The 25106-nt window shown below is 53.4% G+C and carries 23 protein-coding genes; 11 read left to right on the forward strand and 12 right to left on the reverse strand.

What is annotated here, in order from left to right:
- Positions 1-13: 13 nt before the first annotated feature.
- Both FCN45_RS10675 and FCN45_RS10680 read right to left on the reverse strand, forming a co-directional pair.
- The gene (locus tag FCN45_RS10675) at positions 14-865 is read right to left on the reverse strand and encodes an aldo/keto reductase (protein WP_305790956.1); all 852 of its coding nucleotides are present in this window, start codon (positions 863-865) and stop codon (positions 14-16) included.
- Between the two features lie 80 nt (positions 866-945).
- Positions 946-1695 (reverse strand): MipA/OmpV family protein, encoded by a 750-nt coding sequence (locus FCN45_RS10680; RefSeq protein WP_110866275.1) that lies wholly within the window; start codon positions 1693-1695, stop codon positions 946-948.
- Positions 1696-2103: 408 nt separating this feature from the next.
- Here FCN45_RS10680 and yeaG point away from each other — a divergent pair, with 408 nt between their 5' ends.
- The 6 genes from yeaG (at position 2104) to FCN45_RS10710 (ending at position 10827) form a co-directional block, all read left to right on the forward strand.
- A complete protein-coding gene (gene yeaG / locus FCN45_RS10685) occupies positions 2104-4038 on the forward strand; it encodes a protein kinase YeaG (RefSeq protein ID WP_008110364.1) in 1935 nt (644 codons plus the stop codon).
- A 91-nt stretch (positions 4039-4129) separates the two neighbouring features.
- Positions 4130-5407, forward strand: coding sequence for a YeaH/YhbH family protein (locus FCN45_RS10690; RefSeq protein ID WP_137385905.1), 1278 nt, complete (start codon positions 4130-4132; stop codon positions 5405-5407).
- 230 nt (positions 5408-5637) lie between these two features.
- Positions 5638-7365, forward strand: a complete 1728-nt coding sequence (locus FCN45_RS10695) for a potassium/proton antiporter (protein WP_101764211.1) — start codon at positions 5638-5640, stop codon at positions 7363-7365.
- A gap of 77 nt (positions 7366-7442) precedes the next feature.
- Positions 7443-7676, forward strand: a complete 234-nt coding sequence (locus FCN45_RS10700) for a DUF1480 family protein (RefSeq protein WP_110866277.1) — start codon at positions 7443-7445, stop codon at positions 7674-7676.
- Between the two features lie 377 nt (positions 7677-8053).
- Positions 8054-9520 carry an undecaprenyl-phosphate galactose phosphotransferase WbaP gene (wbaP, locus tag FCN45_RS10705; protein WP_008110368.1) on the forward strand — a complete coding sequence of 489 codons (1467 nt, stop codon included), beginning with the start codon at positions 8054-8056 and terminating at the stop codon, positions 9518-9520.
- A 113-nt stretch (positions 9521-9633) separates the two neighbouring features.
- A complete protein-coding gene (locus FCN45_RS10710; RefSeq protein ID WP_137385906.1) occupies positions 9634-10827 on the forward strand; it encodes a multidrug effflux MFS transporter in 1194 nt (397 codons plus the stop codon).
- Here the strand turns inward: FCN45_RS10710 and dadX are convergent.
- Together dadX and FCN45_RS10720 are read right to left on the reverse strand one after the other, a co-directional pair.
- Positions 10820-11890, reverse strand: a complete 1071-nt coding sequence (gene dadX, locus FCN45_RS10715) for a catabolic alanine racemase DadX (protein WP_137385907.1) — start codon at positions 11888-11890, stop codon at positions 10820-10822. The two genes, FCN45_RS10710 and dadX, sit on opposite strands and share 8 nt — an antisense overlap.
- 21 nt (positions 11891-11911) lie before the next feature.
- Positions 11912-13213 (reverse strand): D-amino acid dehydrogenase, encoded by a 1302-nt coding sequence (locus FCN45_RS10720; protein WP_137385908.1) that lies wholly within the window; start codon positions 13211-13213, stop codon positions 11912-11914.
- Between the two features lie 493 nt (positions 13214-13706).
- Here FCN45_RS10720 and FCN45_RS10725 point away from each other — a divergent pair, with 493 nt between their 5' ends.
- The gene (locus FCN45_RS10725) at positions 13707-15242 is read left to right on the forward strand and encodes a SpoVR family protein (protein WP_101764205.1); all 1536 of its coding nucleotides are present in this window, start codon (positions 13707-13709) and stop codon (positions 15240-15242) included.
- Positions 15243-15280: 38 nt separating this feature from the next.
- Here FCN45_RS10725 and fadR read toward each other — a convergent pair whose 3' ends face one another.
- Positions 15281-16000: a fatty acid metabolism transcriptional regulator FadR gene (gene fadR / locus FCN45_RS10730; RefSeq protein WP_101764204.1), complete on the reverse strand. Its 720-nt coding sequence runs from the start codon at positions 15998-16000 to the stop codon at positions 15281-15283.
- A 320-nt stretch (positions 16001-16320) separates the two neighbouring features.
- Here fadR and dsbB point away from each other — a divergent pair, with 320 nt between their 5' ends.
- Positions 16321-16851, forward strand: a complete 531-nt coding sequence (gene dsbB, locus FCN45_RS10735) for a disulfide bond formation protein DsbB (protein ID WP_101764203.1) — start codon at positions 16321-16323, stop codon at positions 16849-16851.
- A 39-nt stretch (positions 16852-16890) separates the two neighbouring features.
- Here the strand turns inward: dsbB and FCN45_RS10740 are convergent, their stop codons facing one another.
- The 3 genes from FCN45_RS10740 to FCN45_RS10750 form a co-directional block, all read right to left on the reverse strand.
- Positions 16891-17337 carry a YcgN family cysteine cluster protein gene (locus FCN45_RS10740; RefSeq protein ID WP_008110381.1) on the reverse strand — a complete coding sequence of 149 codons (447 nt, stop codon included), beginning with the start codon at positions 17335-17337 and terminating at the stop codon, positions 16891-16893.
- Positions 17338-17401: 64 nt separating this feature from the next.
- The gene (locus FCN45_RS10745) at positions 17402-18061 is read right to left on the reverse strand and encodes a fumarylacetoacetate hydrolase family protein (protein WP_101764202.1); all 660 of its coding nucleotides are present in this window, start codon (positions 18059-18061) and stop codon (positions 17402-17404) included.
- 267 nt (positions 18062-18328) lie between these two features.
- Positions 18329-18604, reverse strand: a complete 276-nt coding sequence (locus FCN45_RS10750) for a YcgL domain-containing protein (RefSeq protein WP_110866280.1) — start codon at positions 18602-18604, stop codon at positions 18329-18331.
- A gap of 153 nt (positions 18605-18757) precedes the next feature.
- On the opposite strand from FCN45_RS10750, the gene minC reads away from it, so the two are divergent.
- The 3 genes from minC to minE are packed head-to-tail and all read left to right on the forward strand — an operon-like array spanning position 18758 to position 20587.
- A complete protein-coding gene (minC, locus tag FCN45_RS10755; RefSeq protein ID WP_137385909.1) occupies positions 18758-19468 on the forward strand; it encodes a septum site-determining protein MinC in 711 nt (236 codons plus the stop codon).
- 33 nt (positions 19469-19501) lie between these two features.
- Positions 19502-20314 (forward strand): septum site-determining protein MinD, encoded by an 813-nt coding sequence (gene minD, locus FCN45_RS10760; RefSeq protein WP_007889662.1) that lies wholly within the window; start codon positions 19502-19504, stop codon positions 20312-20314.
- 3 nt (positions 20315-20317) lie between these two features.
- Positions 20318-20587, forward strand: a complete 270-nt coding sequence (gene minE / locus FCN45_RS10765) for a cell division topological specificity factor MinE (protein ID WP_007889661.1) — start codon at positions 20318-20320, stop codon at positions 20585-20587.
- Positions 20588-20642: 55 nt separating this feature from the next.
- Here the strand turns inward: minE and rnd are convergent, their stop codons facing one another.
- The 4 genes from rnd to tsaB form a co-directional block, all read right to left on the reverse strand.
- The gene (rnd, locus tag FCN45_RS10770) at positions 20643-21764 is read right to left on the reverse strand and encodes a ribonuclease D (RefSeq protein WP_137385910.1); all 1122 of its coding nucleotides are present in this window, start codon (positions 21762-21764) and stop codon (positions 20643-20645) included.
- Positions 21765-21862: 98 nt separating this feature from the next.
- Complete coding sequence (fadD, locus tag FCN45_RS10775) at positions 21863-23539, reverse strand: long-chain-fatty-acid--CoA ligase FadD (RefSeq protein ID WP_137385911.1); 1677 nt, start codon at positions 23537-23539, stop codon at positions 21863-21865.
- A 209-nt stretch (positions 23540-23748) separates the two neighbouring features.
- Positions 23749-24342: a Slp family lipoprotein gene (locus FCN45_RS10780; protein WP_101764197.1), complete on the reverse strand. Its 594-nt coding sequence runs from the start codon at positions 24340-24342 to the stop codon at positions 23749-23751.
- Positions 24343-24402: 60 nt separating this feature from the next.
- Complete coding sequence (gene tsaB / locus FCN45_RS10785; protein WP_137385912.1) at positions 24403-25101, reverse strand: tRNA (adenosine(37)-N6)-threonylcarbamoyltransferase complex dimerization subunit type 1 TsaB; 699 nt, start codon at positions 25099-25101, stop codon at positions 24403-24405.
- Between the last annotated feature and the right edge of the window lie 5 nt (positions 25102-25106).

Consider the following 25106-nt stretch of genomic DNA (forward strand, 5'->3'; position numbering starts at 1 on the left):
CGCCGTTGCGCCGCTAAACCACATCTAATGCAGTTTTAGATTGAGGCGCAGGAAACGCCCGATCAATGATGCTCAGCTCTTCATCAGTCAAATTGATGCTAAGCGCGGCCGCGTTTTGCTGCACATGTGCAACGCTGCTGGCTTTAGGAATGGCCAAAACGCCTTGTTGACGGATCACCCAAGCCAATAGCACTTGCGCCACGCTGATGCCCTTCTGTTGTGCAATCTGTTGAAGATGCGCATCGTCAAACAGCGCCTGTCGCAGTCGTCCAGCCTGCGCTAACGGGCAATAGGCCATAATCGGCATCTCGCGCTGCTGACACTGCGGCAACAAATCGTACTCGATCCCGCGGGACGCTAAGTGGTACAGCACCTGATTGGTTAAACAGGATTTGCCGCCGGGCTCTTGCCACAGTTCCAGCATATCGTCATGGTCAAAGTTCGAGACGCCCCAATGGCGGATTTTGCCCTGCTGCTGCAAGGATTTCATCGCGCGAATGGTTTCTTCTAAGGGCACATTGCCGCGCCAGTGCAGCAGGTAGAGATCGAGGTAATCGGTTTGCAGACGGCGCAGACTGCGCTCGCAGGCCTCGATAGCATCGACTTCACCGGCATTCCAGGGATACACCTTCGATACCAGCCAGGCTTGATCGCGACGGCCGCGTAACGCTTCGCCGACCACCTCTTCGGCAGCGCCTTCCGCATACATTTCCGCCGTGTCGATAACCTTAAGTCCAAGATCTAAACCCGCCTGCAGTGCGCCCACTTCCTGGCTGCGCAGCGCTGCATTCTCACCCATATACCAGGTTCCCTGGCCAATAGCGGGTAAAGCTGATTCACCGTGAAATTGGATAGTCTTCATCACTCCTCCTGTTGCTCTGATATGGGGCTCTGAATTGGTGCAATGTAAGAAAAACGCCTCATTATGAGGCGTTTATTTAATCGTCAGAAGCTGTAACTGATGCCGGTCCAGAGTGTGAACTGGCCACTCTTATCGACCATCGGGCTGTCTTTGATTTCGCTGTCGAAGCGCGTGTAGCGACCTGACAAGCTGGCGTTCCAGCTTTGGCTGATTTGGTAGCTGGCATTCATCTCGACATACGGCGACCAGCTGTCATCTGGATGATACTCAGCGATGCCGGTTCGCGCGCTTTCATGGGATGAAACACCGTAGTAATAACGGTTCTGATTGGCGCTGTTCCACATGGCACCAATGCCCGGCGTCAGGCTGAATGCGCCGAAATCAAAGCGATATAGATAGGTGAGATCCCAGATTAACCCATTGCTGTTATTGAGCACATCACCCAGCAGAGCGGTGCGCACGATACCCCAATCGGCAACGTGGCGATAGTTGGCGCCGGCCATCAGCGTCATACGGCGCTTATCCAGCGCTTTCATGTCACCCAAATCGTTGTCTTTCGGATCGTACTGCTGCGGCGATCCCAGCACCGTCAGCGACAGCTGATTCTGCGGGTCTTTCCATAGGTAATAGCCGCCTTGCAGGCTACGGAACCAGAAGTTTTCGCCTTCATAATTAATCACCGGAATCGGCAGATAGCGGTCTTGTCCGCCCCGATAAGGTGACTGCGCATAAATCACCGAAGCGCCAAGAGATAAGGGTTCTGCATGAGTGCCGAACGCCGCAAAATAACAAGGTATAGCCAGAGTAAGCGCTTTAAGTTTGAATTGGTTCACAATTTATTCAGTCCATTAATATAACAATCACTCGCAGAGTCTAACCAAATTTTTGCTATCGGTTAACGTTTAATGATGCTCTCTAACCAGCATAGCGAAATATTCTCAGTGGCTTCATCGCTCTCACGGCTTAGGTTGATTGCCTCAGTGCTTATGAGACTTTGTTATTGATATATCGCTGAATAAGGAGAAAAGTGGCTGCAGGTTTTCTGAATGCCTTCTACAGTTAAATGTAAGACGAGACTTTTTTGTACGAGCAGAGTAACCATAAGAATTGTGTATCCCGATAAAAAAACGTCAGGTTGGCATAAGGGTTGCTGTACTCAATAAAGAATATCTTCCGGGAGCTGCTACAAACTTTTATTACGCTCCTTTACCTGTGCTAAAAACGAAAGGACGGGCATCGCTATGAATATATTCGATCACTATCGTCAGCGTTATGAAGCTGCCAAGGACGAAGAGTTCTCATTGCAGGAATTCCTCGCCATCTGTAAACAGGATCGCAGTGCATACGCCAACGCTGCCGAGCGACTATTAATGGCCATCGGTGAGCCGGTGATGGTTGACACTGCGCAAGAGCCTCGCCTTTCCCGAATCTTCTCCAACCGTGTCATGGGACGCTACCCGGCCTTCGAAGAGTTTTACGGTATGGAGGAAGCGATTGAGCAAATCGTCTCCTACCTGAAACACGCCGCGCAGGGTTTGGAAGAGAAGAAACAGATCCTTTACTTACTGGGCCCGGTGGGTGGCGGTAAATCCTCATTGGCTGAGCGCCTGAAAGCGCTGATGCAGCGTGTGCCGATCTATGTGCTGAGCGCCGACGGCGAGCGCAGCCCGGTAAACGATCATCCGCTCTGCCTGTTTAACCCTCAGGAAGACGCCAATATTCTGGAAAAAGAGTATGGCGTGCCGCGGCGTTATCTGGGCACCATCATGTCGCCCTGGGCGGCGAAACGCCTGCATGAGTTTGGCGGCGATATCACCCGCTTCAAAGTGGTGAAAGTGTGGCCGTCAATTCTGGAGCAGGTAGCAATTGCCAAAACAGAGCCAGGCGATGAGAACAACCAGGATATCTCTGCGTTGGTCGGTAAAGTGGATATCCGTAAACTGGAAAATCACGCGCAAAACGATCCTGACGCATACGGCTATTCAGGTGCCCTTTGCCGCGCAAACCAAGGCGTGATGGAATTCGTTGAGATGTTTAAAGCACCGATTAAAGTGCTACATCCACTGCTGACCGCCACGCAGGAAGGTAACTACAACGGTACCGAAGGGATTTCTGCCCTGCCGTTCAACGGCATCATTCTGGCGCACTCTAACGAATCAGAATGGGTCACCTTCCGTAATAACAAAAACAATGAGGCGTTCCTCGACCGTGTTTACATCGTCAAAGTGCCTTATTGCCTACGCGTTTCCGAAGAGATCAAGATCTACAACAAACTGTTGGATCACAGTGAGTTGACCACTGCGCCATGCGCGCCGGGCACGCTGGAAACCCTGGCCCGCTTCTCGATTCTGTCGCGTTTGAAAGAGCCGGAAAACTCCAGCATCTACTCCAAAATGCGCGTCTATGATGGCGAAAGCCTGAAAGATACCGATCCAAAAGCCAAATCCTGGCAGGAGTATCACGATTACGCGGGCGTTGATGAGGGCATGAACGGTCTTTCAACCCGCTTCGCGTTTAAAATCCTGTCGCGCGTGTTTAACTTCGACCATGCCGAAGTAGCGGCCAACCCGGTGCATCTGTTCTACGTGCTGGAGCAGCAAATTGAGCGCGAGCAGTTCCCTCAGGATCAAGCCGAGAAGTATCTGGAGCACCTGAAAGGCTATTTGATTCCAAAATACGCCGAGTTTATCGGTAAAGAGATTCAGACCGCGTATCTGGAATCCTACTCTGAATACGGTCAAAACATCTTTGATCGCTACGTTACCTACGCTGATTTCTGGATTCAGGATCAAGAGTACCGCGATCCCGACACCGGACAGCTGTTTGACCGCGAATCGCTGAACGCCGAGCTGGAAAAGATCGAGAAACCTGCCGGGATCAGTAACCCGAAAGATTTCCGTAACGAGATTGTCAACTTTGTGCTGCGTGCCCGTGCGCAGAATAGCGGACGCAATCCGAACTGGACCAGCTACGAAAAACTGCGCACGGTCATCGAGAAGAAAATGTTCTCGAACACCGAAGAGTTGCTGCCGGTGATTTCGTTCAATACCAAAACCTCAACGGACGAGCAGAAAAAACACGATGATTTTGTCGATCGCATGATGGAAAAAGGCTATACCCGCAAGCAAGTACGCCTGCTGTGCGAATGGTATCTGCGCGTGCGTAAATCTTCATAATCGTTATCTGTAAGCGTCGCGGCGCTTCGGTGCTGCAACAGGAGGCCGGGTTTTCCCGGCCTAAGCTTGCAATGCAGTTTGGGGGATTTTTATGGCCTATTTTATCGATCGGCGTCTCAACGGTAAGAACAAAAGCGCCGTCAATCGGCAGCGCTTTCTGCGCCGTTATAAGTCGCAAATCAAGCAATCGATCTCCGAGGCCATCAACAAGCGTTCGGTGACCGATGTCGAGAGCGGCGAATCGGTCTCGATTCCAATTGACGATATCAATGAACCGAGCTTCCATCAGGGCCGCGGCGGCAGTCGCCATCGCGTGCATCCTGGGAATGACCATTTCGTGCAAAACGATCGCATTGAACGTCCGCAAGGTGGCGGCGGCAGCGGCGGTAGCGGCCAGGGCAACGCCAGTCAGGATGGTGAAGGCCAGGACGAATTCAGCTTCCAGATATCTAAAGATGAATATCTCGATCTTCTGTTCGAAGATTTGGCGTTGCCGAACCTGCGCAAGAATCAGCATCGGCAGTTAAACGAGTACAAAACCCATCGCGCGGGCTACACCTCAAACGGTACGCCGGCTAACATCAGCGTGGTGCGCTCGCTGCAGAACTCGCTAGCACGTCGTACGGCGATGACGGCGGGTAAACGCCGCATGTTAAACGAACTGGAAGCTACGCTATCCGAAGTGGAAACCAGCGAACCGGCGCAGTTACTGGAAGAGGAGCGTTTACGTAAAGAGATCGCTGAGTTGCGCGCGCGCATCGACCGCGTGCCGTTTATCGATACCTTTGACCTGCGCTACAAAAACTTCGAGAAGCGACCAGAACCTTCCAGCCAGGCCGTGATGTTCTGCCTGATGGACGTGTCAGGTTCGATGGATCAAGCCACCAAAGATATGGCGAAGCGTTTCTACATTCTGCTGTATCTGTTCCTGAGCCGTACTTACAAGAACGTCGACGTGGTGTACATTCGCCATCACACTCAAGCCAAAGAGGTCGACGAACAGGAGTTCTTCTACTCGCAGGAAACAGGCGGCACCATTGTTTCCAGTGCACTGAAGTTGATGGATGAGGTGGTTAAAGAGCGTTATGACCCGTCACAGTGGAACATCTATGCGGCGCAAGCGTCGGATGGTGATAACTGGGCCGATGATTCACCGCTCTGCCACGAGATCTTAGCCAAACATATTCTGCCGGTTGTGCGTTATTACAGCTATATCGAGATCACGCGTCGCGCGCACCAGACCTTATGGCGCGAGTATGAACATCTGCAGGCAATGTTTGATAACTTCGCAATCCAACATATTCGCGAGCCAGAAGACATCTATCCGGTATTTAGAGAACTTTTCCACAAACAGGCTGCAGAAGCCTGATTTTATAAGCCGGTCACTGACCGGCTTTTTCTTTGCAGCAGCCCCACTCACTTCGCGCCATTTCCTGTTGTTTTTTTATACAAATTTAGCTGTGTATGGGATGCGGCCCCACAGAATGAAAAAATGTGCAATTAAGCGCTGACAAGCTATTGATAAGGCATTATCTTTCCACCTTGTCTGTGTGAATCGCCCGCAGTTTGTCTTTTTTGCCCCACCGCAGGAGAACGCCGTTGAATACCAGCATGATTTACAGTTTGTTCATTATTGGGTCCGTGCTGGTAGCAGCAAGTATTTTGCTCAGTTCCTTTTCATCACGCCTTGGCATTCCGATTCTGGTGATCTTCCTCGCTCTCGGCATGTTGGCCGGGATTGATGGTATCGGTGGCATCGCCTTTGACAACTATCCCGTCGCCTATCTGGTCTCCAACCTCGCTTTAGCCATCATCTTGCTTGATGGCGGGATGCGCACCAAAGCGTCTTCGCTAAAGGTGGCGCTCGGCCCGGCATTATCGCTGGCGACGGTTGGCGTGATGATCACCGCAGGGTTAACCGGCGTTGCCGCTGCCTGGCTGTTTAAGCTCGATCTGATGCAGGGCTTTCTGATTGGCGCGATTATCGGTTCTACCGATGCCGCCGCCGTATTTTCGCTGCTGGGTGATAAAGGCCTCAATGAACGTGTCAGCTCCACGCTGGAGATTGAATCCGGCAGCAACGATCCGATGGCGGTGTTTCTCACCATCACGCTGATCGACATGATTCAGCAAGGCCAGTCCGGCCTGAGCTGGATGTTTGTGGTGCATCTGGTGCAGCAGTTTGGTCTTGGCATCGTATTAGGCCTGGGCGGCGGCTGGGCGCTGCAGCAGTTGATTAACCGTATCAATCTGGCGCAGGGTTTATATCCGCTGCTGGCGGTGAGTGGCGGCATCATCGTGTTTGCGCTCACCACCGTGATGGAAGGCAGCGGCATTCTGGCGGTTTATCTTTGCGGCTTCCTGCTGGGCAACAGCCCGATTCGCAACCGCCACGGTATTTTGCAAACTTTTGATGGTATGGCATGGCTGAGCCAAATCGGCATGTTCATTGTGCTGGGCTTGCTGGTGACACCCTCCGATTTGTGGCACATCGCGGTGCCGGCGATGATTCTGTCGCTGTGGTTGATTCTGGTAGCGCGCCCGCTGTCGATTCTGGTTGGTCTGTTACCGTTCAAAGGCTTCACCGGACGCGAACGTATCTTCATCAGTTGGGTGGGCTTACGTGGCGCAGTGCCAATCATCCTCGCCGTATTTCCGATGATGGCCGGGCTGGAGAACGCCAAGCTCTACTTCAACATCGCTTTCTTTGTAGTGTTGGTGTCGTTGATGCTGCAAGGCACTTCGCTGGGCTATGCCGCCAAACGCGCCAAAGTGGTGGTGCCACCAACCGCCTCGCCGATTAGCCGGGTTGGGCTGGATATCCATCCGGAGAATCCGTGGGAACAATTTATTTATCAGCTGAGCGCCGATAAATGGTGCGTCGGCGCAGCGCTGCGTGATTTGCAGATGCCGCGCGAAACCCGCATCGCCGCCCTGTTCCGCGATAACGCGTTAATGCATCCCAACGGCAATACGCGCCTGAAAGAAGGCGATGTGCTGTGTGTGATTGGCCGTGAACGTGATCTCCCCGCCTTGGGCAAAATGTTTAGTCAATCGCCGCCGGTATCGCTGGATCAACGCTTCTTCGGCGACTTTATTCTGGATGCCGAGGCGCGCCTGCGCGACGTGGCGCAAATTTACGGCCTGGAGTTAGATGAACAGACCAACGATCAGCAGTCGCTTGGACAGCTGGTAATGAGTTTGCTCGGCAGCACGCCAGTGGTTGGCGATCAGGTGGAATGGAAGCAGTTAACCTGGACGGTGGCAGAGAAAGAAGATAACCAGATTGTGAAGGTCGGTGTGCGCGTCAGCGAAGACAAGGATTAATCCGAGGCTTTATCGCTCGTAAACTGCGTGTGAACGACTATGCTCACTATTCAACCCAGCAAATACGGGAGAATGTAATGGGACGCGTGGTGAAGATTGGTCAATATGAAATCGTTGATGCAGAGTTCAATAGTGACAATGGCGACACTGTCAGTATTCCCTGCCATACCAATCCCGGCCTGAGTGACCAACTCGACGGCTGGGATGTGGATACCAGTGTACCGGCATGGATTGATGAAGAGGCTGTCGATCTGCAAATCGGACACTATGATAAGCAGCAGGACCTGTGGGTATTAAAAAAACCCGCCTGATTGGCTGGCGCCGCCATTGATGTGAATGGCGGTCATTCCGAAAAGCTGTCTTAAAATGAAGCGTAATATTCGCGATTAATTAACTTTTAACCATACATTTCAATTAAATAGCCAATTATTTCTTTAGTCATTTATTTCCTTTTCAGACTATTTCCATATTAACTCTGTCAAATAACTCCTGCATACTCTTAAACGTTGCTGCAGCTTTTCGTGACGTGCATCACGTCTCAAACGGTCCTTTCCTTGCAGCGCTTATGGCAGCACTGACTTATATCTCGCTGAAAGAATTATTCTTTCCATTTTTCAGCGGACCACTCCTGAGCGCGTACTTGATTCTGGTCAGGCCATCTTTTACTTAAGAAAAGAGAGCAGGTTTTATGGCAAGTACTTTGATAATGAATGATGCAACCCGCTCGTGGAGCGGACTGCGCAAAAACCTCATCGCAAAAGTCGCACTTAGTTTCTCGGATTTAATTGCATTAAATCTGGCATTGTTTTTATCTGCCGCCACCGTTCAAGGTATTTGGGGCGAACTGGATACCTTTATTCCGCCCCAGCAGATTGAATACCGGTTTATTGCCCAATTTAGCCTTTCTATTCTTTGCACCGCCTGGTTCTGGGTGCGTATGCGTCACTACACTTATCGCAAGCCGTTTTGGTTTGAACTGAAAGAAGTGATTAAAACCCTGTTCGTCTTCTCTCTGCTTGATCTGGCGTTGATTGCCTTTTCAAAATGGGACTTCTCGCGCATGGTTTGGGTATTTAGCTGGACTTACGCTCTGCTGCTGCTGCCGCTGATGCGTGCCGTGGTCAAACGCGCCATCAACCGCGCAGGTCAGTGGCAGAAGGAAACCATCATCATTGGTTCCGGTAAAAATGCCATGGAAGCTTATGCGGCGCTGCAGAGCGAGGAGATCCTCGGTTATAACGTGCAGGCGTTTATCTCGCTGGATGATGACCAACAGCATGAGAAGGTTAATGGCGTTCCGGTGATCACCTGGAAAGACATCAACTGGCAAACCATGGACCGTGACAACACCCAATTTATCGTCGCCACCGAATTTGAGCAGCAAGTGGTGCGCGATAAATGGCTGAAGTTCCTGTCCAAAATGAAGTGCCGTTCAATCTCCGTGATCCCAACGTTGCGCGGCGTGCCGCTGTATGGCACCGATATGTCATTCATCTTCAGCCATGAAGTGATGATTTTGCGCGTCAGCAACAACCTGGCGAAACGCTCTTCGCGCTTCCTGAAACGCACCTTCGATATCGTGGTGGCATCCATGCTGCTGCTGTTCCTCGGACCGGTATTTGGACTGCTGTGTGCGATGGTGAAACGTGACGGCGGCAATGCGATTTATGGTCATGAACGCGTTGGGCAAGATGGCGTGAAGTTTAAGTGCCTGAAGTTCCGCTCAATGGTGACCAACTCGCAGGAAGTGCTGCAAAACCTGCTGGCGACCAGCGAGGAAGCGCGTGCCGAATGGGACCGTGATTTCAAACTGAAAAACGATCCGCGTGTGACCAAAATTGGTAACTTCCTGCGCAAAACCAGCCTTGATGAGCTGCCACAGTTGTGGAATGTTATTCGTGGCGAAATGAGTTTGGTCGGTCCGCGTCCGGTGATTGAAGCAGAACTGGAGCGTTATGCCGGTGATGTGGATTACTACCTGATGGCGAAACCGGGCATGACCGGCTTGTGGCAGGTCAGCGGACGTAACGACATTGACTACGATACGCGCGTCTACTTCGATTCCTGGTACGTGAAAAACTGGGCGTTATGGACTGACATTGCGATTCTGTTCAAAACCGCTGGCGTAGTGGTTCGTCGCGACGGCGCTTACTAATACCCTCGAGGCGATGTCTGTGCACTTCGGCAGGCATCGCTTTTATTATCCCTTTCTTTTTCCCCTAAGAGTCATTACCCTTCCGGATTGTTTAACAGGTCGTCCGGTTCGTAATGCAAAAATTCACCTTAATACTTCTTAGCCTGGTGCTGCTGGCGCCACTTGGCATTGATCTTTACCTCCCGACATTGCCGCAAATCGCCGAAGGTCTTAACAGCCCGGTGAGCCTTATCCAAATCACGATTCCTCTGTTTTTATTGGTGATGGGCATTGGCCAATTAATTACCGGTCCGCTGGTGGATAATTTTGGTCGTAAGCCGCTCGCGTTAATTGGTCTTGCGCTTTACATCATTGGCAGCGCGATTGCCGCTACGAGCACGCTGTGGCCGGTGTTCTTCCTCGCCCGCATCATTCAGGGTTGCGCGGTGTGCTGCACGGCGGTGGTGGCCTTCAGCGGCGTGCGTGACCGTCTCAGTGGCGAGGATGCCGCACGCGCTTACGGCTTTCTCAATGGTGCGCTGAATATCGTTCCCGCGCTGGCGCCACTGCTGGGTGGGATCCTCGCCGAAGCCCACGGCTGGCGGATGCCGTTCTGGTTCCTGTGCGGCTATGCGGTGGTGATCGGCTTGATCGTCCTGCTGTGGCTGCCCGAAACGCGCCCGGCGGACACCTTACGCGTTAAAGGTTTACCGCTGGCGCAGTATGCTGCCATCGCCCGTGAACCGCGCTTTCTCGCCTTTGCCTTTGCCAATGCCGGCGCGCTGGGCATGGTGCTGACCTATGTGTCGCTGGCGCCACACGTGCTGATGACCGAAGGCGGCCTGACGCCGTTGCAATTCTCTTTCGCCTTTGGCACCAACGGGTTTTGGATCATGCTGGTTAGCGCGTTCGTGAACAAAACCATTCGCAAAGCGGGACGCCCGTTCTGCCTGGCGATGGGTTTCGCCACCATGTTGATCGGCGCAATTCTTCTGATGATGGGCACCACGCTGTTACCGGCGGCGTGGCAAAACCATTGGGCGCTGTACATGATTCCCGTGGCGGTTTCCGTTGCTGGCCTGGCGTTCACAGTAGGGCCCGCCACCAGCTACGCGCTGGAGCCGTATCAGCAGCAAGCGGGCGTGGCCTCAGCACTGCAGGGATTTATTCAGATGGCGTGTGGTGCGGGCGGCAGCATGGCAATCGTAGCATTGCCCGTTGCGGAGAAGTCGTCACTGGCATTGATGATGCTGCTGGGTGCAGCGCTGGCACTGACCGCCTGGCGCTGCAGTAAGAAAATGCACGGTCGCGTGACCGCGCTTAAATAACTTCAACCGGAACGCGTGGCGCGAGCGCACACATCAGCTCGTAGCCCACCGTTCCGGCGGCTTTTGCCACCTCATCGATCTTCACCTGATTGCCCCACAGCTCCACCTTTGAACCGATGCCGGCCTGCGGGCAAGGTTCTAAATCGATCATCATCATGTCCATGGAGATGGCGCCCAGCGTTTGCGTGCGTATGCCATCCACGCTGACTGGCGTGCCGGTGGGCGCATGACGCGGATAACCGTCGGCGTAACCACAGGCGACAATGCCGATACGCTGGGAGCCGCTGGCGTGATAGCGATAACCGTAACCCACGCCGTCACCGGCATTCAGCTGTTGCACGCCAATGATTTCACTGGTGAGCGTCATCACCGGCTGCAATCCGGTGCTGGCGATATCCTGCCAGTCGCCGCTCGGTGATGCACCATAGAGAATGATGCCCGGACGCACCCAGTCAAAATGGGTTTCTGGATGCCACAGCGTGGCCGCAGAGTTAGACAAAGAGCGTGGACAATCGAGCCCTTCCGCCGCCAGTTCGACGCGCTTCATCGGCTCAACGACTCCTTGCGGATTCTCTGCATCAGCGAAGTGCGCCATCAACGTCATTGCACCGACGTTCGGCAGAGCGCGCAGTTTTTGCCACGCCGCATGAGCCTGCTCAGGACGGAAACCAAGCCGGTTCATGCCGCTGTTGATTTTGAGGTACACATCCACCGGTGCCGACAGCTGCGCTTTTGCCAGCGCCTGAATCTGCCAGTTGCTGTGCACGCTGGTGGTGAGGCGATAACGATCGATGAGCGCTAAATCCTCGGCATGGAAGAAACCTTCCAGCAGCAGGATCGGTTTTTTCCAGCCCTGCTCACGCAGCAGGATCGCCTCTTCCATATTCAGCAGCGCGAAACCATCGGTTTCTGCCAGGCTTTGCCACACGCGAGCCACACCGTGACCATAAGCATTGGCTTTTACCACCGACCAGACGCGTGATTGCGGGGCCGCCCGGCGAACAACGGCCAGATTATGACGCAGTGCCTGTTGATTGATGGTGGCACCGGTTGGACGTGACATGCTTTTACTCTCCCTGAGGTCTCAGCGCGCCGCGCTGGCGTTACGCAGTGGCGAAGAATGTGGCTCAAAACCTGGCAGGTAGCGCAGCACTGACAAATCATCTGCGGCAATCGCCGGTTTCTGACCAGAAATTAAATCAGCCAGAAGCTGACCGGAACCACAAGCCATCGTCCATCCCAGCGTACCGTGACCGGTATTGAGATAGAGATTGGAGAGCGGCGTGCGCCCGACAATCGGCGTACCATCTGGCGTCATCGGACGCAATCCGGTCCAGAACGTGGCCTGTTCGACAAAACCGCCTTCAGGATAGAGATCGCGGACCACCATCTCCAGCGTTTCGCGTCGTGCCGGCAACAGTTTGGTGTTAAAACCAACAATTTCTGCCATGCCGCCCACGCGAATGCGATCGTCAAAGCGCGTTACCGCCACTTTGTAGGTTTCATCGAGGATGGTGGAAACCGGTGCGGCGTCGGCATTCTTGATTGGAATCGTCAGCGAATAGCCTTTCAACGGGTAAACCGGGATGGCGAGAATGTCTTTTAGCAGCGCGGTTGAATAGGAACCGAAAGCCACCACGTAAGCATCGGCTTTGATCACTTCATCGCCACACTTCACGCCATAAATGCGATTGCCCTCACGCAACAACTGATCAACCGAGGTGTTGTAGCGGAAGGTTACGCCCGCCGCCGCTGCCATCGCAGCCAGACGTTGGGTGAACAGTTGGCAGTCGCCGGTTTCGTCGTTAGGAAGACGCAAACCGCCGGTGAGTTTATGCGCCGTTGCCGCCAGCGCAGGTTCGACATTTTTGAGCTGATACGCTTCCAGCAGCTCATAGGGCACGCCCGCATCGCGCAGCACGGCGATATCTTTGCTGGCACTTTCGAACTGTTGCTGCGTGCGGAACAGCTGCAGCGTGCCGCCCTGCCGACCTTCATAGGCAATGCCGGTGCTGGCGCGCAGCGTTTTCAGGCAGTCGCGGCTGTACTCCGCGATGCGCACCATGCGGCTTTTATTCTCTTGATAGTGCTGCATGTCGCAGTTTCGCAGCATATTCCACATCCATTCCAGCTGGAATTTGCTGCCATCGAGACGTACCGCCAGCGGCGCGTGACGCTGGAACATCCATTTGACCGCTTTCAGCGGAACGCCCGGCGCCGCCCAGGGCGCAGCATAGCCCGGTGAAATCTGTCCCGCATTACCGGCGCTGGTCTCCAGCGCGGCGGCAGGTTGACGATCGATAACCGTGACCTCATGTCCGGCCTGCGCCAGATACCATGCGCTCGCTACCCCAACCACACCACTACCAAGAATCACTACGCGCATAAGCCCCTCGTCGCAGCAAAAGAATAATTAACTATTAACCCAGCCCAACACAGCATAACCCGACCGCTATTGAAATCTTACATTCGACCGACTTATTTCACATGTTTTTTACCTGACTGCACACTGAAATCATGCAACAGCGGCAAAATCAGGATTTTTTATGCCTTAAATCCCTTAATCAGCCATTTATTATGTGGAAGGGAGCGGTTTTGACTTTTTTCAGGAGAAAGCGCCGCAGTCATACAATCCACTTATAAACAGAGCATTATTCTGCTAAATGAATAATAGCCAACATTTGCCATCAGTATTGGCTTAACTAACGCTTTTTGAATGATTTTCTGCCAAAAGAATTCGATTGAGATTCAGTTTCGGATAGGCGACAGTGGACTATCATTGAAGTGTTCGCTCAGTTTTTTGGGCCATCTTTACTCAGGATGAGGCCTTAAACGATCGTGACAGGTAACTCCTGCCGCTTGCAAAACAGAGGTGCGCTATGACGACAATCTTTGACGAGCCAACCCGCAACAGTAAACGACTCAGTGATGGTCCCGACTGGACCTTCGAACTGCTGGATGATTATCTGGCGGAAATTGACCGCGTAGCCAAAAGTTACGGACTGGAAACCTATCCGCACCAAATTGAAGTGATCACCTCCGAGCAGATGATGGATGCCTACTCCAGCGTGGGTATGCCGATCAACTATGCGCACTGGTCGTTCGGCAAGAAATTCATCGAAACGGAACAGCGCTACAAGCATGGTCAGCAAGGCCTGGCGTATGAGATCGTCATCAACTCCAATCCGTGTATCGCCTATTTGATGGAAGAGAACACCATGACCATGCAGGCGCTGGTCATGGCGCACGCCTGTTACGGTCACAACTCTTTCTTTAAAAATAACTATCTGTTCCGCAGCTGGACCGATGCCAGTTCGATTGTGGATTACCTGCTGTTTGCGCGAAATTACATTACCGACTGCGAAGAGCGCTATGGCGTGGAGGAAGTTGAGCGGCTGCTCGATTCCTGCCATGCGTTGATGAACTACGGTGTGGATCGCTATAAGCGTCCGCAGAAAATTTCGCTGCAGGAAGAGAAGGCGCGCCAGCAGAGCCGCGAAGAGTATTTGCAGAGTCAGGTGAATACGCTGTGGCGCACCCTGCCGCGTAAAGAGAAAGAGTCGGTGCACGTTGAGGCATCGCGCTACCCTTCTGAACCGCAGGAAAACCTGCTCTATTTCATGGAAAAAAATGCGCCGCTGCTGGAATCCTGGCAACGTGAAGTGCTGCGCATTGTTCGCAAAGTTAGCCAGTATTTTTATCCGCAGAAACAGACGCAGGTGATGAATGAAGGCTGGGCCACTTTCTGGCACTACACCATCCTTAATCATCTGTATGACGAAGGCAAAGTGTCGGAACGCTTTATGATGGAGTTCCTGCACAGCCACACCAACGTGGTGTATCAGCCACCGTATAACAGCCAGTGGTATAACGGCATCAACCCGTATGCGCTGGGCTTCGCGATGTTCCAGGACATTAAACGCATCTGTCAGACACCGACCGAAGAAGATCGCTACTGGTTCCCGGACATTGCCGGTTCCGACTGGCTGAAAACCCTGCATTTCGCCATGCGTGAATTCAAGGACGAAAGCTTTATCAGCCAATTCTTGTCACCAAAAGTGATGCGTGATTTCCGCTTGTTCACGGTGATGGATGATGACCGCAACAATTTCCTCGAAATTGCGGCGATCCATGATGAAGCGGGTTATCGCGCCATCCGTCAGCAGCTGTCGGCGCAGTACAATCTCAGCAATCTGGAACCTAACATTCAGGTCTATAACGTGGATTTGCGTGGCGATCGCTCACTGACGCTGCGTTATGTGCCGCAACAGCGTGCGCCGCTCGATAAGAGCCGCAAAGAAGTGTTGAAGCATGTGCACCGTTTGTGGGGCTTTGATGTGATTCTGGAACAGCAGAATGAAGACGGCAGCGTCGAGTTGCTGGATCGTTCGCCCACGCGCGGCCCAACGCTTTAAGGCAAAAAAAACCGGACTGTCGAAGTCCGGTTTTTATTTTATCGCTTACTGGCTAAATCGTCCGGCATGCTTTTCTGCATCTTGTGCCAAATCTCACCGCTGCGGCGTCCGTATTCACGCACGCTATCGACAATCTGCTCCTGCGAAGGATTAGCCACGCACAGGTCAGCCAGCTGGCGATAGAAGTTTCGCGCCAGTTCACGCGCTTCCAGACTGGAGAAGTAGTGACGACCCACGCGGGTATACAACCCTTTCAGGCCATTCAAAATCAGACCATAAATCGGGTTACCTGATGCAAACGCCAGGCCGCGGAACACGCGATAATCCAGCTCGGTATAGGCTTCGGCTTTGTCTTCCTCGATCAGCGCATTTTCCAGCACTTCGCGCGCTTTATCTGGATGATGACGCAGCGCACGGCTGATAAAAATCGAGGAGATGTTAGTCCGCACCGACAGCAGATTATCAATTAACTGGGGGACACTATCGTGATCGAGTCGGGCCAGGGTTTCGAGGATGTTTAAACCGGAGGTTTCCCAAAAATCGTTAACGCGCGTCGGTTTACCATGTTGAATGGTCAACCAGCCATCGCGCGCCAGACGCTGCAATACTTCACGCAACGTGGTGCGGGTCACGCCAATCAGTTCAGAAAGCTCACGTTCGGCAGGTAGAATGGATCCCGGCGGAAAACGACTGTTCCAGATGCTTTCAATAATATACTCTTCCGCAAATCCCGCGGGGCTCTGCGCCTTAATCACCATAGCATTTATTTCTCGTTGCTTTCTTTATCGTAATGCGACTCATCATACCAGAGCGGCTATAGCGGAAATAGCCTGCCAACCGATTAAAAGCGCGCGCTGGCGCAAAATTCAGCCGTGAATTCAGATGAAACAACGCAGGCAAGCACACGTTTGCGCTGCGTCCGTGGCTTGCACTTATCGGATGAAGCGCATGGCCGGATCTTTTTTGGCCTCAACGCGACTTAAGTCATTTTTGTACATGATTTTTTCCCTTTACCTGGCTGGCACGGTTGCGCTTTTGGTTTACACTGCGAAACATTAACGGTTACAGGAAAAGCAATATGTTGCGATATTTGAATCAATGCTCGCGTGGACGCGGTGCCTGGCTTCTGCTGGCCCTGACGGCGCTAGCGTTTGAATTGACGGCGTTGTATTTTCAGCACGTCATGGGGCTGCAACCCTGCGTAATGTGTATTTATGAGCGTTGCGCGCTGTTTGGCGTGATGGGCGCGGGCATCGTGGGTGCGATTGCACCGAAAACCCCGCTGCGCTGGGCGGCGATCCTCATCTGGATTTATAGCGCGATTGAAGGCACTCGCCTCTCTTACGATCACACCATGATTCAGCTGCATCCCAATCCGTTTGTCACCTGCGACTTTGCCGCACGTTTCCCAGCCTGGTTGCCACTGGATAAATGGTTGCCCTCGGTGTTTGTGGCCAGCGGTGACTGCGCCGAGCGCGGCTGGACTTTCCTGACCTGGAGCATGCCGCAGTGGATGATCGTGATATTCGGCGCTTATCTGCTGGTGGCGCTGCTGGTGTTGATTGCACAACCGTTCAAACCGAAACGCCGCGATCTGTTCGGACGTTAAACACAAAAAAACAGGCAGCCCTGGCTGCCTGTTTTATGTTTAACCGTTGCGATCCGGTCGATCGATTATATGCTCTTCCCAATCCCGCACTTCACTCTCACGCACCGCAATAAAACGCACTGAAATGCGCTGCGCATGCATCGCCTTTTTAGAACCGGCGATCAGCGGATGCCAGGCCGGCAAGGTTTTCCCTTCCCCTAACACGCGATAGGCGCAGGTACGCGGCAGCCATTCAAAACTGGTGAGGTTTTCACGCGTCAACTTGATGCAATTCTCTTCTAACTCAAAACGATGCTCGTAGTTACGGCATTGGCAGGTTTTGATATTCAGCTGATTGCAGGCCACATTAGTGAAGTAGATTTCGTCGGTATCCGCATCCTGCAACTTATTCAAGCAACATTGGCCGCAGCCGTCGCACAGGGATTCCCACTCTGCGTCGTTCATTTGGTCAAGGCGTTTAGTCTGCCAGAAAGGTTGTTCAGTCATGATGGCGGTCCGGGTTAGCAAAGAGACCGCACCTTATAAAGGTTCAGGTGCGGTGATGCAAGTTTTACAGAACGCGCGTCGAAATACCGTGACCCGCCAGCGATACTTCCAGCTTGTCGCCAGAACGCATCGGGCCAACGCCTTCAGGCGTACCGGTCAGCACCACATCGCCCGCGCGCAGGGTGAAATACTGGCTCATATAGGCAATCAGCGGCAGAATTTTGTGGATCATATCGGCGGTCGTCCCGTGCTGACGCACTTCGCCGTTAACCATCAGCTTCAGTTCGGTGTTCTGGGGATCGCCGCTGAACTCGGCAACCGGAATAAAACCTGACAGCGGACACGAGTTATCGAAACCTTTGGATTTTTCCCACGGTTGGCCCGCTTTCTTCAACCCGGCCTGCACGTCACGTAAGGTCAAATCCAGCGCGACGCCATAACCGGCAATCGCCTTCGCCACATGCTCTTCGCTCGCCTGCTTCAGCGTCGAGCCAATCAACACCGCCAGCTCCACTTCATGATGCACTTCACCAAAATTTGCCGGGATTGACAGCGGCTGGCGCAGATCGCACACCGCGGTTTCCGGTTTGATAAACACTACCGGTTCGGTTGGCGTGGCACTTCCCATTTCCTTTATGTGCTTTGCATAGTTGCTGCCGACGCAAACCACTTTGCTGACCGGATAATCCAACAGAGCGCCCTGCCAGTTACGATGCTGATACATGCTATTCCCCTGCTTTGGTTGTGTTTGCCGCCAGTGCATCTGGCGATGAAGTCTGGTTCAGTGCCGGAACGCGGCACGCTGAGGTGGAATATATTAGCGGGTTTATGGCGGCAGGCGTGGCGGAAATTGTCAAAAGTCATTAATCGTATACAACAAAATCAGCTAAACGCCGGGATAATTGCCCGCAATAAAGGGTTAAAGCGGGCAGTTAATTAACGCAAATAGCACTGATTATTTCTACAGGATATATTTACAGAGGAATCTGAATTAATCTTTTTTACCCTGATCGAGATGAATGTTGAGCAGACTTTCAACCGGCGGTGGAATTTGCAAATAAAAGCCGTGGTCGCTTAAACCTTGCTTAACTTTATTGATATCCGCGTTAGCCAGCTTGTCACGCTTATCCAGTGACAGCACCATGGCCAGCTGGGGTTTGCCGAAGCCACGCAGCAGTTCTTCCGGCACCCGTGAGAAATCGTCTTTTTTTTCAACATACAGATAAGTCTGTTCACGTTGCGGGCTTCTGTAGATCACACAAAACATATTTTTTACTCGAATTAACCGATGGCGTCACTTGCCTGAATATAGCAGTAACTATAACATGCTTGCAGAACTTCGAATATTGACCGTTTGATGTTATTGCCGATTTTATCGGCGTACATTTAAGGGTCGTAAAACAGGACTGAGTCAGCACAGATGTCGCAAACGCCAATCGAATTCAAGGGAAGCAGTTTTACCCTGTCAGTCGTTCATCTGCATCATTCGCAACCCGAGGTGATTCGTCAGGCGCTACAGGACAAAATCGATCAGGCACCGGCCTTTTTGCTGAATGCGCCGGTGGTGCTAAATGTATCAGCGTTAACCGGCGACATTAACTGGAAACAGATGCAACAAGCGGTGATGGCGACCGGTCTGCGTATCGTGGGTGTCAGCGGATGCAAAGATGAAGCCCTGAAAAAAATGATCGCCCGCGCGGGCTTGCCGGTCCTTTCTGAAGGTAAAGAGAGCCGCAAACAAGCCGCGGCGCCGGTCGCTGAAGCCGCACCGGTTGTTGCGGCAGTGGTGGCGGATGCCGCCAGTAAAACCCGCATCATTAATACGCCGGTGCGTTCGGGCCAGCAAATTTATGCGCGCAATGCCGATCTCATCGTCACCAGCAGCGTCAGCGCCGGGGCCGAACTGGTCGCCGACGGTAATATCCATATTTACGGCATGATGCGCGGTCGCGCGTTAGCCGGTGTCGGCGGACAACGCGACAGCCAGATTTTTTGCACCAACCTCGCCGCAGAGTTGGTCTCTATTGCCGGAGAATATTGGATGATCGATCAAATCCCGGCGGAATTCTTTGGTAAAGCGGCGCGCCTCAGCCTGATAGAGGGCGCACTTACCATTCAGACACTTAATTAAGCCCCTTTTCTTTCGTTAAGGAAATCAACATTTATGGCACGCATTATTGTAGTTACATCGGGTAAAGGGGGCGTTGGCAAGACCACGTCAAGCGCGGCCATCGCTACCGGGTTAGCGCAGAAAGGCAAAAAAACCGTCGTCATCGATTTCGATATCGGTCTGCGTAACCTGGATTTGATCATGGGCTGTGAACGCCGCGTGGTGTATGACTTTGTAAACGTCATTCAGGGCGATGCAACGCTGAATCAAGCGCTGATTCGCGACAAGCGCACAGAGCAACTCTACATTCTGCCGGCTTCACAGACGCGCGATAAAGATGCACTGACGCGTGAAGGCGTTGAAAAAGTGCTGAACGATCTGGCGGCGATGGAGTTCGACTTTATCGTCTGTGACTCACCAGCAGGTATCGAAACCGGCGCGCTGATGGCATTGTACTTCGCCGATGAAGCCATCATCACCACCAACCCGGAAGTCTCTTCAGTACGTGACTCCGACCGTATTCTCGGCATCATCTCTTCGAAATCCCGTCGTGCAGAGAACAGCCAGGATCCGGTGAAAGAGCATCTGCTGCTGACCCGTTACAATCCCGGCCGCGTAACCCGTGGCGATATGCTGAGCATGGAAGATGTGCTGGAAATTCTGCGCATTCCTCTGGTTGGCGTCATCCCGGAAGATCAATCTGTCCTGCGCGCCTCTAACCAGGGTGAGCCGGTGATCCTCGACGCAAACGCTGACGCCGGTAAAGCCTATGCTGATACCGTAGATCGCCTGCTTGGCGAAGAACGCCCCTTCCGCTTTATCGAAGAAGAGAAGAAGGGTTTCCTTAAACGCCTGTTCGGGGGATAACCAATGGCATTACTTGATTTCTTTTTATCCCGTAAGAAGAACACAGCCAATATAGCCAAGGAAAGGCTGCAGATTATCGTAGCCGAACGCAGAAGGGGCGACAGTGAGCCCCACTATCTGCCGCAGCTGAAGCGCGATATTTTGGAAGTGATCTGTAAATACGTAAAAATTGACCCGGATATGGTGACCGTTCAGCTGGATCAGAAAGGGGATGATATCTCGATCCTCGAGCTCAACGTGACACTGCCGGAGCCGGAAGACGTTCCTAAATGATTAAAGCGGTTTCCTGATTTTCCCCTGCGGTGTTGCGCAGGGGAAAATGCTCGCATTAAAGTGCCTGCAGAATCTCGCTGATACCCGCTTTCAGTAGGTCGCCCCGCCAGCCTGTCTGTAACTCAGGTGGGCGCGACGCGTTTTTCAATCCCCAATGCACGCTCAGCACCTGATTAATCTGCCGACGTGATGCCAGCAGTTCCTGGCTGAAACCACTCTCTTCACTCACCTGTTGCACCAGCGCTTTAATGGCTTTGAACGCCTGTTTGTAGTGCGGATGATCGATCAGATTGGGCAGCGGCTGTGGCAAAGTCGCTTCATCCTGCGCCTGCGCTTCAGCCACCAGCGCCACCATCGCTTTACCGTGGAAGCGGATTTCATGGCCGTTCAGCCCTAAATGATCCAGTTCGCCAAGGCTACCCGGCATAAAGCGCGCCACTTTCCACAGATTCTCTTCGCGCACCACGAAGTTCACCGCCATATCTTTCTGACGCGCGAGATTTAAACGCCACGCGGCCAGACGCTGCAACGCCGCCAGCTGACGCGGACGCAGCTGCCACGCATTGGTGATGTCGCGCCAGGCTTCTTCCGGTTGCAGCACATCCAGGCGGCGCTGGCACAGCATATTACATTCGCTTAACGCCGCCGCCATGTTGCCGGCTTCTTCAGTTTGCGCCACCAACTGATGGGCAATCGGCAGCAGATAGGCGACATCGGCGGCGGCATATTCACATTGACGTTCGGTCAACGGACGCGCCAGCCAATCGGTACGCGATTCGCTTTTATCCAGCTCGATTTGGTTGAAATGCATCACCATCGAGGCAAAGCCCCACGACAACGCCTGGCCGGTAAATGCCGCCAGAATTTGCGTATCAATCATCGGATCGGGCAGGCATTTAAAGCGATGCAGGAACACTTCCAGATCTTCGCCGCCGGCGTGCAGGAATTTGGTGACCTGCTTGTCCTGCAACAGCGCCACAAACGGCGTCCAGTCACTGATATTAAGCGGATCGATCAGGATCAGCTGGTCGCCATCAAACAGCTGAATAAGGCCGAGCTGCGGATAGTAGGTGCGGGTGCGCACGAATTCAGTATCCAGCGCCACGGCGGCGTGCTGGCGTGCTTTCTCGCACACGGCGGCCAGTTGGTCATTTTGGTCGATCAGGGTGTAATTCACGTTGTCTTTCTCGCTGCGGCAAACAACGCGCAGCGCTCCATGTTAAAAGCAAAAAAAACGCCGGACTGTGCCGGCGTTAACCTGAGGAGAATGGCGCGTTACTGCCCTTCTCGCTTCGCCTCATCACGCAATTCGCGACGCAATATTTTGCCGACGTTGGTCTTCGGCAACTCGTCACGAAACTCGATAATCTTCGGCACTTTGTAGCCGGTGAGCTGGCGACGGCAATGATCCAGCACTTCTTCTTTCGTCAGTGAAGGATCTTTCTTCACGATGCACACTTTTACCGCTTCGCCCGACAGATCGCTGGGAACGCCAATCGCCGCGGCTTCACGCACTTTCTCATGCTGCATCAGCACATCTTCGATCTCGTTAGGATACACGTTAAAGCCTGACACCAGAATCATGTCTTTCTTACGATCGACGATGCGAATAAAGCCTTCGCTATCAACGGTAACAATATCACCAGTATGCAGCCAGCCATTTTTCAGCACTTCATCGGTAGCGTCGGCGCGCTGCCAGTAGCCGGTCATCACCTGCGGACCGCGAATACACAGCTCGCCCGGTTCACCTGGCGCCACATCCTTGTCTTCATCATCGACGATGCGCACATCGGTGGACGGCACCGGCAAACCGATGCTGCCGGTATGACAGGTAATGTCATACGGATTCACTGACACCAGCGGCGAACACTCGGTCAGGCCGTAACCTTCCAGCAGATAGTGTCCGGTGAGTTTTTCCCAGCGCTCGGCAACCGCTTTTTGCACCGCCATGCCGCCGCCGGCTGACAGGCGCAGCGTAGAGAAATCGAGCTTATTGAAATTGGCATCATTCAGCAGCGCATTGAACAAGGTGTTCACGCCGGTAATGGCGGTAAACGGGAACTTGCTGAGCTCTTTAACAAAGCCGGGAATATCGCGCGGATTAGTGATCAGCAGGTTGGTGCCGCCAAGGTCAAGGAACAACAGCCCGTTCACCGTCAGCGCGAAGATGTGATAGAGCGGCAGCGCGGTCACCACTTGCTCTTTGCCCGGACGCAGCAGCTTGCCGTAAGTAGCTTTAGTCTGTTCCAGATTCGCCTGCATATTGCGGTGCGTCAGCATCGCACCTTTGGCCACGCCGGTGGTTCCGCCGGTGTATTGCAGGAAAGCGAGATCGTCGTTGGTCACGGTCGGGCGTTGATAGGTCATCTGTTCGCCCTGCGACAAGGCGCTGCGGAACGGGACCGCACCCGGCAGATGGTATTTTGGCACCAGCTTTTTCACGTATTTAACGACGAAGTTCACCAACGTGGCTTTCACCGGCGCCAGCTGATCGCCCATACGCGTTAACATCACATGTTTGATCGGCGTTTCGGCCACCACTTTTTCCAGCGTATGGGCAAAGTTCGAGACGATGACAATGGCGCTGGCGCCGCTATCAACAAGCTGATGCTTGAGTTCACGCGGCGTGTACAGTGGATTGACGTTGACCACCACCATGCCAGCGCGCAGTACGCCAAACAGCGCGACGGGATATTGCAGCAGATTGGGCATCATTAGCGCCACGCGATCGCCCTGCTTCAACCCCAACCCTTGCTGCAGCCAGGCGGCAAAGGCGCGGCTTTGCTTTTCCAGCTGCCGATAGGTCATCGGCTGGCCCATATTGATGAAAGCCACCTGATCGGCGTATTGCTCTGATGCGTGCTCGAAAAGATCGACCAGAGAAGCGTAACGATCCGCATTAATTTCCGCAGGGACATCTGCCGGATAGCGTTTGAGCCAAACCTTATTCAAAGAATCACCCCGATAATCCTGTTGCGTAGCCATCGCCGCCTCGACAATCAATGTTGTTAACAATATTTTAACTGATTGTACCAGTTTGCCTGTTTCGGCATTTTCAGGTTGCGAAGCGCATCACTAAATTTCGCGCATCGGTTGCGCGCCCAATAAAAAGGCCCGTTCGCACGCACCGCGACCGGGCCGTAAATAACACCATTAATAGCTTATTCGGTGAGGATAGTTTGCACCTGCGCCGGTTGGCCGAGGTTCATACCCCAATACGGATTGGGTCCCCAATATCCCGGACGATGGCGCGTTGGGCCATACCAGATGTAGGGATCAATCGGCTGCGGCGGCGTCATCACCTGTTGCGTCAGATGCCAGCGCTGATAGCCGCGCACATCGATCACCACAAAGTTGTAGCTGGCCTTACCGATATCGCCTTTCTCGGTGCCTTTGATGTTGCCCAACACCGTGATGTATTGGTTATTCAAATCGACCGGATCGACAAAGCCGCGGATGTCAGCAAAGATGCGGCCAACCGAAGCTGCGCCTAAACGCGGACGCGCGCTCTCATCCAGCGGCTGGGTCGCAATTTCCACGCGCGTTAAGCCGTTAAGATTGGTGACTTTCACCACTTTCCCGCCGAAGCGTGATTCCTGACCGACAAACAGTTGCGGCGCGTTCATCACGCGCAGTAAATCTTGCTGTGGAAGCTCAGAACTTCCTTTAATTGAATCTGGCACCGAAACACAGCCGCTGAGCAGCATTGCGCAGGCTAACAGAGCGCCAGACATCCCTTTACGACTTATTGGCATAGCACTTCTCCTGTTATTTCTCTGATTAGACTGAGCACACGAAAATAAGTTGCGCGCGACCTAGCGTCCCGGCAACTTTTTCCATGCCACTTCATTGCGCAGATAAACCGGCTCGGCATTCTCCACCGCAACTGCTTCATCACGCTGCCAGGCGCTGAGCGCCAGCGGCAGCATATCTTCTGCTGCGGGTAACAATACCTCTGAGGCAATAAGCTGCGCGCCTGGCGAGGTGAGCAGATGCGGATAGGTTTGCCAGCCGGTGCCAACAGCCGTCCATTCGCCACCTAATGCGGCAATACGTTGCTGCGCCACGTCGGGTTTGATCACCGCTTCGGTTTCCGCACCCTGCCATTCACCGTTTTTGTCGCGCTGATATTCAGCCCAATAGAGTTCGCCCATGCGCGCATCGATTGCAGCCAGCACGCGCGTCGCGCCGGTCAAACGCCACGCGCCCTGCGCCATGGTCGCTAACGAGGAGACGCCAATCATCGGCAGATTCGCGCCAAGCGCCAGCCCTTGAGCAATGCCAATGCCGATACGCACACCGGTAAAACTGCCCGGTCCACGGCCAAACGCCAGCACGTCAAGCGCGGTCAGCTCCAGCTGCTGCGCCTGCAACAGCTCCTGCACCAGCGGCAGAATACGTTGGGTATGATCGCGCGGGGCGATTTCAAAGCGGGCATCAATCTGCTGCAGATTTTGCAGCGCGGCAGAACAGGCTTCTGTCGCCGTGTCCAGGGCTAAAATTCGGGCGGACATAACAA

This window comes from Pantoea sp. SO10 (assembly GCF_005281435.1).
Lineage (GTDB): Bacteria > Pseudomonadota > Gammaproteobacteria > Enterobacterales > Enterobacteriaceae > Pantoea > Pantoea leporis.

Bases quoted from the DNA above. Each gene is read 5' to 3' on its own strand.
- tsaB (WP_137385912.1), bottom strand. From the start codon at position 25,101: ATGTCCGCCCGAATTTTAGCCCTGGACACGGCGACAGAAGCCTGTTCT.
- FCN45_RS10690 (WP_137385905.1), top strand. From the start codon at position 4,130: ATGGCCTATTTTATCGATCGGCGTCTCAACGGTAAGAACAAAAGCGCC.
- FCN45_RS10710 (WP_137385906.1), top strand. From the start codon at position 9,634: ATGCAAAAATTCACCTTAATACTTCTTAGCCTGGTGCTGCTGGCGCCA.
- FCN45_RS10740 (WP_008110381.1), bottom strand. From the start codon at position 17,337: ATGACTGAACAACCTTTCTGGCAGACTAAACGCCTTGACCAAATGAAC.
- yeaG (WP_008110364.1), top strand. From the start codon at position 2,104: ATGAATATATTCGATCACTATCGTCAGCGTTATGAAGCTGCCAAGGAC.
- minE (WP_007889661.1), top strand. From the start codon at position 20,318: ATGGCATTACTTGATTTCTTTTTATCCCGTAAGAAGAACACAGCCAAT.
- wbaP (WP_008110368.1), top strand. From the start codon at position 8,054: ATGGCAAGTACTTTGATAATGAATGATGCAACCCGCTCGTGGAGCGGA.
- FCN45_RS10725 (WP_101764205.1), top strand. From the start codon at position 13,707: ATGACGACAATCTTTGACGAGCCAACCCGCAACAGTAAACGACTCAGT.
- FCN45_RS10720 (WP_137385908.1), bottom strand. From the start codon at position 13,213: ATGCGCGTAGTGATTCTTGGTAGTGGTGTGGTTGGGGTAGCGAGCGCA.
- FCN45_RS10750 (WP_110866280.1), bottom strand. From the start codon at position 18,604: ATGTTTTGTGTGATCTACAGAAGCCCGCAACGTGAACAGACTTATCTG.
- FCN45_RS10780 (WP_101764197.1), bottom strand. From the start codon at position 24,342: ATGCCAATAAGTCGTAAAGGGATGTCTGGCGCTCTGTTAGCCTGCGCA.
- minD (WP_007889662.1), top strand. From the start codon at position 19,502: ATGGCACGCATTATTGTAGTTACATCGGGTAAAGGGGGCGTTGGCAAG.
- FCN45_RS10700 (WP_110866277.1), top strand. From the start codon at position 7,443: ATGGGACGCGTGGTGAAGATTGGTCAATATGAAATCGTTGATGCAGAG.
- dsbB (WP_101764203.1), top strand. From the start codon at position 16,321: ATGTTGCGATATTTGAATCAATGCTCGCGTGGACGCGGTGCCTGGCTT.
- dadX (WP_137385907.1), bottom strand. From the start codon at position 11,890: ATGTCACGTCCAACCGGTGCCACCATCAATCAACAGGCACTGCGTCAT.
- minC (WP_137385909.1), top strand. From the start codon at position 18,758: ATGTCGCAAACGCCAATCGAATTCAAGGGAAGCAGTTTTACCCTGTCA.
- fadR (WP_101764204.1), bottom strand. From the start codon at position 16,000: ATGGTGATTAAGGCGCAGAGCCCCGCGGGATTTGCGGAAGAGTATATT.
- FCN45_RS10745 (WP_101764202.1), bottom strand. From the start codon at position 18,061: ATGTATCAGCATCGTAACTGGCAGGGCGCTCTGTTGGATTATCCGGTC.